The 15,319-nt window shown below is 56.0% G+C and carries 11 protein-coding genes; 3 read left to right on the top strand and 8 right to left on the bottom strand.

The genetic code is table 11. The annotated features are described in order from the left end of the window. The first annotated feature begins 52 nt into the window (after positions 1-52). The gene (locus tag H1S06_RS07010) at positions 53-2,281 is read left to right on the top strand and encodes an NADP-dependent isocitrate dehydrogenase (RefSeq protein ID WP_181738635.1); all 2,229 of its coding nucleotides are present in this window, start codon (positions 53-55) and stop codon (positions 2,279-2,281) included. A gap of 129 nt (positions 2,282-2,410) precedes the next feature. On the opposite strand, the gene H1S06_RS07005 is transcribed toward H1S06_RS07010, so the two are convergent. Both H1S06_RS07005 and H1S06_RS07000 read right to left on the bottom strand, forming a co-directional pair. Continuing rightward, positions 2,411-3,259: a DMT family transporter gene (locus H1S06_RS07005; protein WP_181738633.1), complete on the bottom strand. Its 849-nt coding sequence runs from the start codon at positions 3,257-3,259 to the stop codon at positions 2,411-2,413. A gap of 67 nt (positions 3,260-3,326) precedes the next feature. After that, positions 3,327-6,245 carry an insulinase family protein gene (locus tag H1S06_RS07000; RefSeq protein ID WP_181738632.1) on the bottom strand — a complete coding sequence of 973 codons (2,919 nt, stop codon included), beginning with the start codon at positions 6,243-6,245 and terminating at the stop codon, positions 3,327-3,329. A 266-nt stretch (positions 6,246-6,511) separates the two neighbouring features. Here H1S06_RS07000 and H1S06_RS06995 point away from each other — a divergent pair, with 266 nt between their 5' ends. Then, on the top strand, positions 6,512-6,901 hold the full coding sequence (locus H1S06_RS06995) for a phasin family protein (RefSeq protein ID WP_181738630.1): 390 nt from the start codon (positions 6,512-6,514) through the stop codon (positions 6,899-6,901). A gap of 250 nt (positions 6,902-7,151) precedes the next feature. Further along, positions 7,152-7,661: a phasin family protein gene (locus H1S06_RS06990; RefSeq protein ID WP_181738628.1), complete on the top strand. Its 510-nt coding sequence runs from the start codon at positions 7,152-7,154 to the stop codon at positions 7,659-7,661. Positions 7,662-7,711: 50 nt separating this feature from the next. Here the strand turns inward: H1S06_RS06990 and H1S06_RS06985 are convergent, their stop codons facing one another. The 6 genes from H1S06_RS06985 to H1S06_RS06960 form a co-directional block, all read right to left on the bottom strand. Further along, entirely contained in the window at positions 7,712-8,920 is a 1,209-nt protein-coding gene (locus tag H1S06_RS06985) for a UbiH/UbiF/VisC/COQ6 family ubiquinone biosynthesis hydroxylase (RefSeq protein ID WP_181738626.1), read from the bottom strand. A gap of 185 nt (positions 8,921-9,105) precedes the next feature. Further along, the gene (serS, locus tag H1S06_RS06980; RefSeq protein WP_181738624.1) at positions 9,106-10,380 is read right to left on the bottom strand and encodes a serine--tRNA ligase; all 1,275 of its coding nucleotides are present in this window, start codon (positions 10,378-10,380) and stop codon (positions 9,106-9,108) included. A gap of 21 nt (positions 10,381-10,401) precedes the next feature. Beyond that, on the bottom strand, positions 10,402-10,773 hold the full coding sequence (gene crcB, locus H1S06_RS06975; RefSeq protein ID WP_181738622.1) for a fluoride efflux transporter CrcB: 372 nt from the start codon (positions 10,771-10,773) through the stop codon (positions 10,402-10,404). Then, entirely contained in the window at positions 10,770-12,122 is a 1,353-nt protein-coding gene (locus H1S06_RS06970; protein WP_181738620.1) for a replication-associated recombination protein A, read from the bottom strand. Before H1S06_RS06970 ends, crcB begins: the two co-directional genes overlap by 4 nt. Next, the gene (gene lolA / locus H1S06_RS06965; protein ID WP_255482933.1) at positions 12,122-12,766 is read right to left on the bottom strand and encodes an outer membrane lipoprotein chaperone LolA; all 645 of its coding nucleotides are present in this window, start codon (positions 12,764-12,766) and stop codon (positions 12,122-12,124) included. The genes H1S06_RS06970 and lolA overlap by 1 nt, the downstream gene beginning before the upstream one ends. A gap of 2 nt (positions 12,767-12,768) precedes the next feature. After that, entirely contained in the window at positions 12,769-15,306 is a 2,538-nt protein-coding gene (locus tag H1S06_RS06960) for a DNA translocase FtsK (RefSeq protein ID WP_181738610.1), read from the bottom strand. Positions 15,307-15,319: the final 13 nt, after the last annotated feature.

Below are 15,319 nucleotides of genomic sequence, written 5' to 3'. Positions count from 1 at the left end.
ATCGTCCGAAGAGCCTTTGGCAATCCAGCCATAAATCATTTCGGGGAAAAACATGTCTACAAAATCAAAAATCATCTATACCCTTACTGATGAAGCCCCGGCGTTGGCGACTGCGTCGCTGCTGCCGATTATCCGCACCTTCTCGTCTACTGCCGATATCGAAGTTGATCTGAGTGACATCTCTCTGGCTGGCCGTATCCTTTCCGCCTTCCCCGAGCGCCTGACCGAAGAACAGCGCGTTGAAGATGGCCTCGCGTTCCTGGGCGATCTGACCAAGGACCCGGAAGCCAACATCATCAAACTGCCGAACATCAGTGCTTCCGTACCTCAGCTGCGCGCCGCCATCAAGGAGCTGAAGGAACAGGGTTACGATATTCCCGAATTTGCTGAAAACCCGCAGACCGACGAAGAAAAAGATGCTAATGCCCGTTACGCCAAAATTCTGGGCAGCGCTGTAAACCCGGTTCTGCGCCAGGGTAACTCCGACCGTCGTGCTCCGGCTGCGGTCAAGGCATTCGCTCGCAAGTTCCCGCATTCCATGGGCAAGTGGAGCAAGGCTTCCCGCTCTCACGCTGACTACATGCGTAGCGGCGACTTCTTCTCCAGCGAACAGTCCATCACCATGGCTGATGCCGGTGATGTGCGCATCGAGTTTGTCGCCGAAGGCGGCCAGCCTGAGCTGAAGAAAGAACTGAGCCTGGACAAGGGCGAAGTACTGGACGGCATGTTCATGAGCGCCAAGGCACTGGACGCGTTCTTCGAAGAAACACTGCAGGATTGTAAAGAATCCGGCGTCATGTGGTCCCTGCACGTCAAGGCGACCATGATGAAGGTCTCTCACCCGATCGTATTCGGCCACGCGGTGCGTGTGTTCTACCGTGAAGTGTTCGATAAATACGGTGAGCTGTTCGACGAAATCGGCGTTAACCCGAATAACGGTATGAGCAGTGTCTATGAAAAGATCAAGACTCTGCCTCAGTCTACTCAGGACGAAATCGAAGAAGCGATCCACGCCTGCTACGAACACCGTCCGGAAATGGCAATGGTCGATTCCGTCAAAGGCATCACCAACCTGCACATCCCGTCTGACGTTATCGTGGACGCGTCCATGCCGGCCATGATCCGCAGCTCTGGCCAGATGTGGGGCCGCGATGGCAAAACCAAGGACACCAAGGCGGTTATGCCCGAGTCCACCTATGCCCGTATCTACCAGGAAGTCATCAACTTCTGTAAAACCAACGGTGCATTTGATCCGACTACCATGGGTACAGTACCGAACGTTGGTCTGATGGCAATGAAAGCCGAAGAATACGGTTCTCATGACAAAACTTTCGAAGTTCAGGCTGACGGCGTAATGCGTGTTGTTGATGCTGCGGGCAATGTCCTGATGCAGCACAACGTCGAGAAAGGCGATATCTGGCGTGCCTGCCAGACCAAAGATCCGGCGATCCGTGACTGGGTCAAGCTGGCTGTTACCCGCTCTCGCCAGTCCAACACTCCGGCCGTGTTCTGGCTGGACCAGGAACGTGCTCACGACCTGGAACTGACCAAAAAGGTCAAGGAATACCTGAAGGAGCACGACACCGAAGGTCTGGAAATCCACATCATGTCTTACAATGAAGCGATTCGCTTCTCCATGGAGCGCATGATCCGTGGTCTGGACACCATTTCCGTCAGCGGCAACGTGCTGCGTGACTACCTGACCGACCTCTTCCCGATCATGGAGTTGGGTACGTCTGCCAAGATGCTGTCTATCGTGCCGATGCTGGCGGGTGGCGGCATGTACGAAACCGGCGCAGGCGGTTCTGCACCGAAACACGTACAGCAGGTTGAGCAGGAAAACCACCTGCGCTGGGATTCTCTGGGTGAATTCCTGGCACTGGGTGTCTCTCTGGAAGAGCTGGGTATCAAGCAGAACAACGCGCGCGCCAAAGTGCTGGCTGCGGCACTGGACAAGGCAACCGAACGTCTGCTGGAAAACGGCAAGTCACCGTCTCGCAAGGCGGGTGAACTGGACAACCGTGGCAGCCATTTCTACCTGGCCATGTACTGGGCGCAGGAAGTTGCGGCACAGACCGAAGATGCCGACCTGGCTGCAGAATTCAAGCCTCTGGCTGATGCTCTGACTGAAAACGAGCAGAAGATCGTTGAAGAGCTGAATGCTGTGCAGGGCAAACCGGCTGAACTGGATGGTTACTACCACGCAAACCTGGATGTGGTTGCCAAGGTTATGCGCCCGAGCGCAACCTTCAACCAGATTCTGGACGGTTTCTGCAAGTAATTGCCGACCAGGGGACTCACGCCATCCGGATTAATCCCGTGATGTGAGCCTGTTTGAAAAACCGGAGCCTCCCTGAAGCTCCGGTTTTTTTATGCTTAAAAGCTCTATCACTGTCAGGGATGAATCACCTCACCCCTTCCCTTTCAGCACCAGCAGTCCACCGGCAATAATCAGTCCCATCCCGGCCAGCGTCGCCATACCAAGCGCCTCGTCCCACAACCACCAGCCGGCCAGAGCGGCAAAGGGAATGGATGCATAGGTAAAGGGTCCCAGCGTACCCGCCCCGACCAGCCCATAGGCTCGACTGAGAAAAAGCTGTGCCAACGTCGATGCTGCCGCCAGAGCCAACAGCCATAACCAGTCAACCCCCTGCGGCATCACCCATACCAACCAGGCCGGCACTGCGGCCAATACCGAGCCAAAGAACGCAAAGTAGAAAACAATTCTCTGTGGCGACTCGGTTGTGCGCATGGCGCGAATCGACACCTTGGCTGTCGCGCCCAGTGCCGCTCCCACCAGTGCAATCAGCACGGCCGGGTTCAGGCTCCCCGTGGTTGGCTGAAGAACCAGCATGACACCAAAGAAACCGATAACAATGGCCCAGCGCACGGCCGCATTAATACGTTCTCCCAACCATAAAAATGCAATCAACGGCATGAAGAAAGGAGCTGTTTGCTTGAGTAAGGCGGCCTGAGCCAACGGCAAGTTGACCCAAGAGTAGTACATGCAGGACATGGCCGTAATACCGACCAGGGCACGCACCAGATGCAAATGAATTCGGCGGGTTGGCAGTTCACGCCGTCCGCGCCGAATAATCCAGGGCAGCAGCCATACCAGGCCGAGGCTGTTGCGCAGAAATACCAGAACTTCGGTGGGCAAGGTGTCGCTAAGATGGCGGATAATGATGCCGCTGGCAACCAGCATCCATTCCGAAAGCAGGATCAGCACAGCACCCTGCACAAGAGGGGTAAGGGTCAATATTTTCTCCAAACAAAAACGGGCCGCCCGGTATTCCGGGCAGCCCTGAAGGTCGGTTCGAGTTTGGTCAGATTTCGATGCGTACGAAATCCGCTGGCAGTGTATCGGCCACTTTCTGGTTGGTCACGACCGCAACACTGGCATGTTCCGGCTGCAGGTAATGTTTGGCGACCCGCTTGAGATCATCCAGTGTTACCGCAAGAATCTGTTCCCGGAAGGCCTGGCGAACTTCGGGCGTACGCCCGAACAGGCTGCTGTGGTAGGTACCCTTGGCCTCCCCGGCCGGGGAACCTGGCTTATCCATGGAGCCGATGACGCCCAAGATAGCCTCCTGCAGACGCTGCTGCTCATTATCACATTCAGCCAGCCAGTCGACAGCTCGTGCAAAGTCTTCCAAAGTCCCTTCGACACGCGGGTCGCGGTACGAGAAGAAACGGAAGACCGCGTCACCGTTGTCCTGCCCGGCCCCTGCCCCATAGGCGCCACCTTTTTCACGAATGGCGCGGTGCAGGTACCCGTTCCGCAAGAAATCGCCCAAAACGGTTAATGCCGCCGCATCCGGATGACCGGTCGGTACTGTCGGGAACGCGCAGGCACAGAAGTTGACCTGGGTATTGGTTAGCCACAACTGTTTGACTGCCGAACGCGTTGTCGGTAGCACCAGCGGCGCAAATTCTGTCACTTCTGGTTGATCAGACCAATACTGCGTCAACTGACTCAAAATGGCCTGCTGATGCTCCTCTTCGGCGACCAGCAAGAAGCGCCGAGGAGCCACCTTGATGCGCGTGTGCAAAACGGCCAGGTCAGTGGCCAGTTTGGTTAGCTCGGCCTCTTCCTGGATACGCTTATCGAGCTGCTTGACCCGACGTACACCCTCCAGACCTCGTGTCAGGTGACTGAAATGTGCAACCGGCGCAAGCTCCGCAGCAGCGGCCATCATGGCCAGAGCATGACCGGACCCGGTAATACTTTGCTCACGTCGGGCACGCTGTTGTGCCACAATTTCACGTATGCGTGCCTGCTCATCAAAACGCGCATGTTCCAGCGTTTCAGCCATCAAGGCCGTCAATTTGTCACTATTGATGCTTAATGCCTTACCTGACATCACCAGATAACCGCTCACCTGCTGCTCATCGCTCACGCAGCCACGCAGGCTGGTGTAGGCATGCAGTCCACCGGTGATCTGGCTTTGGTAGGCTTGATTGGCACGGTAATCACGCTCGGCACAGCCCAGCTCGGTCAGGCAATAGGTATACAGGGGCAGCAAGGCCTGCTCGTGTTCACCAAGTTCCGGCAAATCAACAATAACCTGCTGATATGTCAGACCATTCGTACCGGCACTGAACCAGGTTGTCGCCGCCGGTCCCTGTGCCAGCGCGTCTGGTGCAGGAAGGTGCAGTTCGGCAGGTACATCTTCCAGGGTGACACAGGGCAAGATGCTGTCATCATCCACTTGCTGCTGACGTGCTTCCAGCGCTTCGGCACGTTCAATCACGGCCTGCTTTTGTTCCGCGTTCATGGCCGATTTGATCTGCTCAAGACGGGCCGCCTCGGCAGTATCACGGCGATCGGCCAGTTCGGCATCGGGGCGCAACGTCAAACGTACTCGGTGCGGATTATCCAGCAGCCAGCGGCGTACAAGATTCGGGATGAACTGCGGATCCTTGACCTTTTCGCGCAGAATTTCCAGAGCGGGGTCAATATCCAGCACACCGATCGGGTTGCCGCGATGAATAGCCGCCGGCATGGATGCCAGAATCAATTGCAGGCCGAACGGGTAGCCATCACCGGTAATCTCACGCTGACTCAATTCAAGCTGATGCAGCTGTGCCGCAACCATTTCTTGAGAAACACCTTCTTCCGCGATGGTGTTAAGGGTTTCAAGTACCAGCGCTTCAAATGCTTCGGCATGTTCCGGCTCACTGCCTTCCAAGCCACACATGAAACTCATTTCGCGGTTCGAATCTTCCAAACCGCACAACGGCGAAGGTGCATTCCCCAGGCTACTGGATTCCAGAGCCGCCCGCAGCGGCGAGCTGGAGTTGTCCAGCAGGACTCGGCTCAGCAGATGTGCTTGCATCAACTCATTCAGGTCGATGGAGCGCGGCAGCAACCAGCCCAGTACATGGTGTGTTGACTGACTCTGGTCTTCCTGTGCCAGCGCATAGGCCTCTTCCACACGCACCGGGGCAAAGTAGCGCTTTTCATCAGCGACGGCGATCACCTCGTCACGGCGCTCAAAGCGCGACAGGGCATTTTCTTCGAAGCGCTGTTGCAGCGTTTGTACAGGAAGGTCGCCAAATGTCATGAATATGGCGTTGCTGGGGTGATAATGGCTGCGATAAAACGCCAGCAGGTCTTCATAGCTCAAATCAGGAATGGCATCGGGCTCGCCGCCACTGTTGTGATGATAGGTGGTTGTCGGGAACAGGTAGCGTGTCAGCGTTTGCCACAGAGTGGAAACCGGTGAGCTCATCGCGCCCTTCATTTCGTTATAGACAACACCCTTGTATACCAGAGCCGAATCAGAATTACCGCTCTCCTCAAACTCGACGCGATGACCTTCCTGCGCAAAGTCCAAAGGATCCAGGCGAGAAAAGAACGTGGCGTCCAGATACACATCCAACAGATTGAAAAAATCTTTGTGATTCTGGCTGGCAAACGGATAGGCCGTCCAGTCACTGCTGGTAAAGGCATTCATGAAGGTGTTCAACGAACGGCGTGTCATCATGAAGAAGGGATCACGCACGGGATATCGCTCGCTGCCACACAGCGCCGTATGCTCCAGAATATGCGCTACACCGCGAGAATCTTCCGGTACGGTACGAAAGGCGACCAGAAATACGTTTTCATCATAATCAGACGCAATATGGTAATGCCGCGCACCGGTTGCGATATGCTCGTACTCGGCCACTTCAATGTTGAGGGCCTCCACTGCTCGGCTTTGCAGGAAGCGGAAAGTGGGATGACAAAGTTCTGCGTGCATGAAAGGCCTTATCGTTTAACGGTTGAGAAGGTATTTACCGCATTGTAACGATTCCCACTCATCATTGCAGGTCGGTACAGGTGCCGGGAGCAGTGATTTTCAACCAGCACCGGCGATTCGGTTCGTAGTGACAGGCGGCCTCTGTTTTATTTGTGCAGCGCACAAAAATTGCTTGACAGCCTATTTATTGGCCAATAAAGTAAACCCTATGTTGCAATGCACAAAAGCGCAGTACACCCACTGTTATGTCATTGAGAGGTGACCCCATGTACGAACAGATGAAAGACTCCATGAAACCGGTAATGGACATGGCTGAAATCAACAAAAAGACCACCGAAAAGCTGATCTCTCTGCAGTCTGCTTATGTGTCGGATTTCGTCAATGCCAGCCTGAACCAGATGAAAACGCTGTCTGAAGTACGCGATCCCAAGGCTGCAGTCGAACAGCAGGTCAAGTACCTGAAAGAGATTGAAGCCAAGCTGACCGATGTGGCTGAAAAGGAAATGGCTGCTCTGGTTGAGGCCCGTGAAGAACTGACCGGCCTGATTGAAAAAAGCGTTGCCGAACTGGGTGACGTCAAGGACATGCCCTTCATGACCGAACTGCAGAAGTTCATGAAACCGATGGACATGGCCGCAGACAAGAACACCAAGTAAAGACGCCCGTGCGCTGCCCGGGTAACCTGGCAGCGCCCCGCTTCAGATTTGGCCCGGGCAAATGTGAACATCTCCTGAGCAAGGTCTTGTGATGTGGCTGAACAGGGAGACGTATCAAGCATGAGGCAGTTACCCAGGCAATGCGATTGTAATATCAGGCGGGTACCACTTAGTATGCAGATTGCTGCACCGCAGTAATCACAGGGCTCAGCACATACGTTTCAATTGCATTAAAATAAGGTGAGTGATTATGTACGATAACATGCTTAAGGATATGCAGGACAAAATGAAGCCGATGACTCAGCTGGTTGAGCTGAATCGTAAGGCCGCCGAGAAAATCTTTTCCCTGCAATCTGAACTGTTCACCACATCGGTCAATGCGAGCCTCGCCCAGTTCAAGGCACTGGCTGAAGTCAAAGAGCCCAAGGAAGCCTTTGAATTGCAGATGAGCTTTATCAAAGAGCAGGAAGCCAAGTGGAGCGATACGGCTGAGCAGGAACTCGCCGCGCTGAACGAAGTACGTGAAGAGTTTACTTCTCTGCTGGAGCAGGGTCTCGAATCCATGAACGACCTGCCATGCTTTGACCTGAGCAAATTCGAGCTGCCGGCATTCGATATGAAAGGCTTTGATCTCAGTGGCTGGATGCCGAAAGCGGAAGAAACCGCCAAAGCAGAGGCCTCGAAAGCCGAATCAAAGCCTGCGGTCAAGCAGCCGGTACGCAAGGCTTCTTCCGCAGCCAGCAGTGCCGCCTCCGCCTGATATCGTCTGATCAGGCCATTGAAATGACCGCTTTGGCGGTCATTTTTGTTTCAGCGTGCCAAGTCCGGCAAGGTGCCGCGAATGCCCATGGCAAACTCCATGACCCGCTTGCGCGCCGGAGGAACACGCCCCGCCAATCCCAGCCCAAGATTACGCAGTAGCTTCAAGGGCACCACATCATTGCTGAAAACGTGATAAAAGCCATCCATCACCTGCATCATCAGCAGGTTGTGGCGTCGGCGCTGATTTTCATAGCGCGCCAGTACCGGCAAGGAATCGACGCCCTCCCCTCGAGCCTGCGCCGTCAGGAGAACATCGGCCAAAGATGCCGCGTCCAGCAAACCGATATTCACTCCCTGCCCCGCCAACGGATGAATCATGTGCGCCGCATCACCGACCAGAGCCAGGCCCTCCAGCACATAGCGATGGGCATGCTGGCGCCGTAACGGAAAGCTGCCGCGTCCCTGGATGTCGGTAATTTCACCCAGTTCGGCGGGGAAACGCGCGTGTAACTGCTGTTTAAATTCCGCATCAGACAGGGCCAGCAAGCGTTTGACTTCGTTGGGCGTGTTGTACCAGACAATTGAAGCGTTATGCCCACTGAGTGGCAGAAATGCCAAGGGACCTGAAGGCGTGAACTGTTGCCAGGTAATATCTTCCTGACCATAGGCTGTTGTGGCTCCGGCAATCAGGGCATGCTGGTGGTAATCCCATTTGGTTACACCAATACCGGCCGTCTGGCGCACCACGGAATCACCGCCATCGGCAGCGATAACCAAACGTCCGACTAGCTGCTCGCCGTTTTCAAGTTCAATCAGGGTAGCGCCGGGAACATAATCAATGTGCCGGGTCGGTGCCGGCGAGATGAGATCAATATTGTCAAACTGGCGGACACGCTCGAGCAATGCCAGCTGAACGATTCGGTTCTCAACGATATGGCCCAAATGGGTATAACCGCTGTCGGCCGCATTAAATTCGGTTGCACCTTGTCGGGAATCGCTTTCCCAGACTTTCATGCGCTTGTACGGGCAGCTGCGCCGCGCCTTAATGCCGTCCCAGGCGCCAATATTCTGCAGAAAGCGTTCGGAGGCAATGCTGAGTGCAGACACACGCAAGTCATGCGGTTGCTCAGGGGTAAATGTCGGGGGTAAGCGCCGTTCCAATACGGCCACTGAAAGACCGCTGTTACCCAGCGCACAGGCCAGAGCCGAGCCTACCATGCCGCCGCCTACAATCAGAACGTCATACCGCATTTTCATCATTCACTCCCCAGTAACGGCCTTTCCCCTAACCGCGCCAGTATACCTGATGCACCCAGCGGCCGCTCGTCACCTCGCGGGATTCTTGATCCGTATCCATGAAAGCAGACGCTTGCCAGTGGTCCTGAGGCATTGATAATAAAAAGCCCCGTACAGGACGGGGCTTGATCATGCAGTATTGTTGTTTACAGCTCGGTAACGCCGCCCATGTAAGGCAGCAGTGCTTCCGGAACGCGGATCCGCCCTTCGGCTGTCTGGTAGTTTTCAAGTACTGCAACCAGCGTACGTCCCACAGCCAGACCGGAACCGTTCAGAGTATGAACCAGTTCAGGTTTGCCGGTTTCCGGGTTACGCCAGCGCGCCTTCATGCGGCGCGCCTGAAAATCTTCCATATTGGAGCAGGAAGAAATTTCGCGGAACTTGCCCTGCCCCGGCAGCCAGACTTCGATATCGTAGGTCTTGGCAGCACTGAAGCCCAGGTCGCCGCCACAGAGCGCAACGACACGGTAAGGCAGTTCCAGCTTCTGCAGAATAGCTTCGGCATGCCCGGTCAGTGCTTCCAGGGCGTCCCAGGATTTACCCGGTTCAACCACCTGAACCAGTTCGACCTTGTCAAACTGGTGCTGACGGATCATGCCGCGGGTATCACGTCCGGACGCACCGGCTTCAGAACGGAAACATGGAGTATGGCAGGTGTACATCAGCGGCAGACTGGCTGCATCCACGATTTCGTCACGTACAGTATTGGTGACCGGCACTTCCGCCGTTGGGATCAAATAGTAATCACGCTCACCAAAGGGAATGCGGAACAAATCTTCCTCAAACTTGGGCAGCTGACCTGTACCCTGCAGTGAATCGGCATTCACCATATAGGGCACGTAGATTTCGTCGTAGCCATGTTCGGCCACATGAGTATCCAGCATCAGCTGTGTCAGCGCACGGTGCAGGCGAGCGATGCTGCCCTTCATCACGGCAAAGCGTGAGCCCGTCAGTTTGGCTGCGGTTTCAAAATCCAGTCCACCGTTTTTCTCGCCCAGCGCGACATGATCCAGTGGCTCGAAATCAAGTTCTGCCGGCGTGCCCCAAGTACGTACTTCTACGTTATCGTCCTCGTCGGCACCTTCCGGTACCGATTCGTGTGGGATATTGGGTACGCCCAGCAGCAAATCGTCCAACTGCACCTGAACCTGGTTCAGACGCTCTTTGGCGGCATCCAGTTGATCACCCAGAGTCTGCACTTCGGCCAGCAGCGGCTGAATATCTTCCCCGGCGGCCTTGGCCTTGCCAATGCCTTTCGATCGGGTATTGCGCTCGTTCTGCAGGTTTTCGGTTTCGGTCTGGATAGACTTGCGCTGATTATCCAGCTCAACAAACTGATCCACCGGGAACTCATAACCCTTCTTCTTCAGACGAACGGCTACTTCTTCCGGGTTGGCACGTACATATTTGGGATCCAGCATGAGATCAAACTTACCTTGTTATCAGAACAAACGGGTCAGCCACAATCCGGCACCAAGTGCCGCAATGCACAATAAAACACTTAATAATATATAAATCAGCGCCGACATGACATGCCCTTCTCCGATCAGCGCGACGGTTTCCAGCGAAAAGGTGGAAAAGGTCGTAAAGGCTCCCAGAAAACCGACCATCAACAGGGGACGCAGCTCGGCAGGCAGACGGGTGCGCTCAAGGATCAAGACAAAGCAGACTCCCATCAGGAAGGAACCCAGCACATTGACGGTCAGCGTCCCTAAAGGGAGTTTGTAGGCGGCGTTATTGAACAGCCCGCTCACCCAATAGCGCCCCATAGCACCCAGTGCACCTCCCAGAGCCACGGCGAACATCTGCATCATCGCCGCCTCCCGTAGCGTTGCCGAGGGCTCTGCTTATCCTGTTGGCGCAGGTGTTGCAGTTTCTCGCCAATTTTAATTTCCAGGCCACGTGTTTCGGGCTGATACCAGCACCGATCAGCCATGGCCTCGGGCAGGTAACATTCACCAGCCGCATAGGCGTTCGGTTCATCATGGGCATACCGGTATTCGGCGCCATACCCCAAGTCTTTCATTAATTCGGTTGGGGCATTGCGCAGATGCTCGGGGACTGGCAAAGAGCCTTCCTGACGCACTTCGGCCATGCATTGATTGAAAGCACGATAGACCGCATTGCTTTTAGGAGCGCAGGCACAATAAATGGCCGCCTGGGCAATAGCGCGCTCGCCCTCGGCCGGCCCGACACGCTCAAAGGCATCCCAGGCGGACAAGGCCACTTGCATGGCACGAGGGTCAGCGTTGCCGATATCTTCAGAGGCAATGGCAACCAGCCTGCGGGCTACGTACAAGGGGTCGGCACCGCCATCCAGCATGCGGCAGTACCAGTAGAGCGCTCCGTCCGGGGATGAGCCGCGCACCGACTTGTGGAATGCCGATATCATATCGTAAAACTGGTCACCCCCCTTGTCGAAGCGGCGCCCTCCGGCTTGCAAGACCTCCCGCATAAGGTCGGGTGTCAGGCGTCGACTGCCATCCGGCTGATCCTGCGCCAGATCGGCAGCGATTTCCAGCAGGTTGAGTGCCGTCCGGGCATCCCCGTCGGCGGCCAGTGCCAACTGTTCCAGCATGTCATCCGGGATCTGCAGGGACTGCCCGCCCAGACCGCGCTCCACATCATTCAGTGCCTGCTCGATCACTTGATGCAGCTCCTCCTGAGTCAAGGAACGCAACAGGTATACACGGGCGCGCGACAACAACGCGTTATTCAATTCAAACGAGGGGTTTTCTGTTGTCGCACCAATGAAAATCACGGTTCCATCTTCCACATAGGGCAAGAAGGCATCCTGCTGCGACTTGTTAAATCGGTGTACCTCGTCCACAAACAGAATCGACATGCGGCCGCTCTGAGCCTTGACCTGTCGGGCCTCATCCACTGCCTGACGGATGTCCTTCACGCCAGCCAGAACCGCCGAGACGGTCATGAAATGAGCATCCACCTGATGTGCAACCAGTTGTGCCAGCGTGGTTTTGCCGACGCCGGGCGGTCCCCACAGAATCATGGAGTGAATCGCACCCTGCTCCAATGCCTGACGCAGAGGCTTGCCCGAAGCCAGCAGGTGGCTTTGCCCAATGTAGCCTTGCAGCGTAGTGGGACGCATACGGGCTGCCAGTGGCTGGTAACCCTTGATCTGATCGCTGAACAGGTCTTGCATTACTGACCCGGGTCCAGAATCACATCTGCGCCTTCTGGCGGTATGAATTCAAACACACCGGCTTCCAGTTCAGGGTCGTATTCCAGGTCATGCAACACAAGCATGCTGCGTTGCCCCAGGCTGTCTTCCATGGACAGTTCACTGATACGCTCCTGGTCAAACAACAGGCGAATACGTGTGAACGTACTGTTTTCAGCATCCAGGGGCTTCAGCTCATACAGGGCAGTGCCGCCCTCGTTACGATCAATCCGCTCAATACTGAAGCGCTCGCTGAGCTGCTTGATCTGACCGTTCAGAATCATGGCCGGCGCACTGTTATTTTGCCCGGTTGCCGGCTTTCGCGTGACTTGCTCCAGGTCCGGATCATGAATCCATATATAGTCGCCGTCACTGACGATTTCCTGCAGAAACGGTGCCTCAGTCACCCAGCGGAAACGGTTGGGACGGGCGACCACGAAATGGCCACTGGAATCTTCCGCCTTGACGCCATCGCCACTCAGGGCAAACTGAGTAAACGTCGCCTTGGCTGCGTCATGCCCGGACAGAAGGTCGGTCAACTCGTCAACCGGGCTGGCACAGGCGACATTCAACCCCATCGCCAACACCGCTGCCGCCAGTGTTTTTGTCATCATCGCTTTCAACATGTTTAATCCCTCGGGGGTGGCGGAGCCAGCACTTCACGCTGACCGTTGCTGCCTGCTTCAGACACAACGCCCGCCGCTTCCATTGACTCGATCATTCGGGCGGCCCGGTTATAACCGATTTTCAATCGACGCTGTACGCTTGAGATCGATGCCTTGCGCGACTCGGTCACAAAGGCGACGGCTTCGTCATACAGGGGGTCCTGTTCATCATCGTAACCGCCCCCGGCGCCGGACTCGCCTCCCCCTTCGGACAGGTTCACGTCGATATAGTTCGGCGCTCCCAGGAGCTTCCATTGCTCTACCACCCGATGGACTTCGTCATCACTGACAAAGGCGCCGTGGACACGATTGGGAATGCTGGTACCGGCAGGCACATATAGCATGTCACCATAACCCAGCAGGCTTTCCGCTCCGCCCTGATCCAGAATGGTACGTGAGTCGATCTTGGACGATACCTGGAAGGCGATGCGAGTCGGAATATTCGCCTTGATCAGGCCGGTAATGACATCCACGGACGGTCGCTGAGTGGCCAGAATCAGATGTATGCCGGCCGCACGTGCCTTCTGGGCAATACGCGCGATCAGCTCTTCAACCTTTTTGCCGACCATCATCATCATGTCGGCAAATTCATCGATCACCACCACGATGTATGGCAGCGACTCCAGCAGAGGAGCCGGTTCATCATCCGGGTAGCCATGTTCCTGCGGGTTCCACAGAGGGTCCGGAATGGGCTGTCCAGCCTCCTGGGCATTGATAACCTTGTCGTTAAAGCCGGCAATGTTACGTACACCCATTTTGGCCATCAGACGGTAGCGACGCTCCATCTCGGCCACACACCAGCGCAGGCCACCCGCCGCCTCTTTCATGTCGGTAATAACCGGCGTCAGCAGGTGCGGAATGCCTTCATAAATGGACAGTTCCAGCATCTTCGGGTCAACCAGAATAAGGCGTACCTCGTCTGGAGTTGCCTTCAACAGCAAGCTCAGCAGCATGGCGTTGACACCCACCGATTTACCCGAGCCGGTGGTGCCCGCCACCAGCAAGTGTGGCATCTTGGCCAGGTTGGCAACGACCGGATTGCCGGCGATATCATTACCCAACGCCAGTGTCAGGCGTGAAGACGCCTCAAGATAGGGTTTGGCATTGAGTACTTCGCTCAGTTGAACCGTTTGCCGGACCTCATTCGGAATTTCGACCCCCACAACCGACTTGCCGGGAATCACTTCGACAACACGCACGCTGGTTACGGCCATGGAACGTGCCAGGTCGCGTGACAGGTTGGAGATCTTGCTGGCTTTGACTCCGGGTGCGGGCTGCAGCTCAAAGCGCGTAATCACGGGGCCGGGGTTAACTTCGACAACCTCGGCCTTGACGCCGAAGTCATTCAGCTTGTCTTCCAGCAGACGCGACATCTGCTCCAGATCATCTTCGCTGTACCCCTGCTGTTGCTGTTCAGCTGGCGGATCAAGCAGATCCAGTGACGGCAAACGCGGGAGCTGTTTGCGTTTCGGCACCTGTGCCGGTTGCTGATCGGCTTCTTCCGGCAGCGGCTTGTGCGTCTCGGACAGCGGTACGATTTTGAGGCTCTTTTTAGCGACCGCATCATCGCTCGCCGGTGTCGATGGTCGGCTCGCTTCCGCCACCGGAGCAACACGCTCGGTGCGTACAGGCACCGATTCCGTTTTCTCGGGCACAGGAGCCGGGGCCGTCGACCGTGCCTGGCGCGGCGGTTCCGGCTTCGCGACTACAGGGTCAAAAGATGGCTCAACCCTGTTGGTCACCAAGGGCGGCTCCGGCATTTCTTCCACAGGTGGACGTGGCTTGGACACGGGGCGTGTGCGCGCCACCGGCTGCTCGGGAATCTCATCTCGCCACTGCGGTTCGGTTTCCAGCGTATTGCCTGGCAAGGGAAGCCCGCGTGCAAAACGCCCCTTAATGGCATCGACCAGACCCAGAATCCTGCCACCAAGTTTTTCCAGCGCGTCACGCCAGGACATTTCGGCAAAAAAGGTTACGCCCAGCAACAATAGCGTCCAGAACACAACCGAACTGCCCGCCACGCTGAACCAGCCGACACTCCAGTCAGACACCGCTTCACCCAGAATTCCGCCGACCGTAAAGGGATAATGCAACCCTTCATTGGACAGATGAATAGAGGCCAAAGCACAGAGACTGAGCAAAAACAGCATGGCGCCTGTGCTACGCAGCATCAAAAACGGCAAACTGTCGATCAGCCCGTACTTGGGGCGACGCAGAAAACGCCAGGCCGGCATCAACAAGAGGATCGGCAGCAGATAAGCCCCAACCCCCACTGCCGAAATGGCCGCATCCGCAAGCCAGGCACCTGCCGTGCCGGTAAAATTTTCAACCTGGGGCTGATAACCCAGATGAGACCACCCGGGGTCTCTGGGGTCATAACCTATCAGCGCCAGCACCAGGAACAGGTTGGCACCCACCAGCAGAATAAGACCACTCTCGCGCACGATACCGAGTAATTGTTCCGCCAGAGATGGTGGGGTTTTTGGCTGCTTCTCACTCAATCCGGTTTTCCTT

It is taken from the genome of Marinobacterium marinum (assembly GCF_013868415.1).
Taxonomy (GTDB): Bacteria; Pseudomonadota; Gammaproteobacteria; order Pseudomonadales; family Balneatricaceae; genus Marinobacterium; species Marinobacterium marinum.
This window is presented reverse-complemented; position numbering and strand designations above follow the sequence as displayed.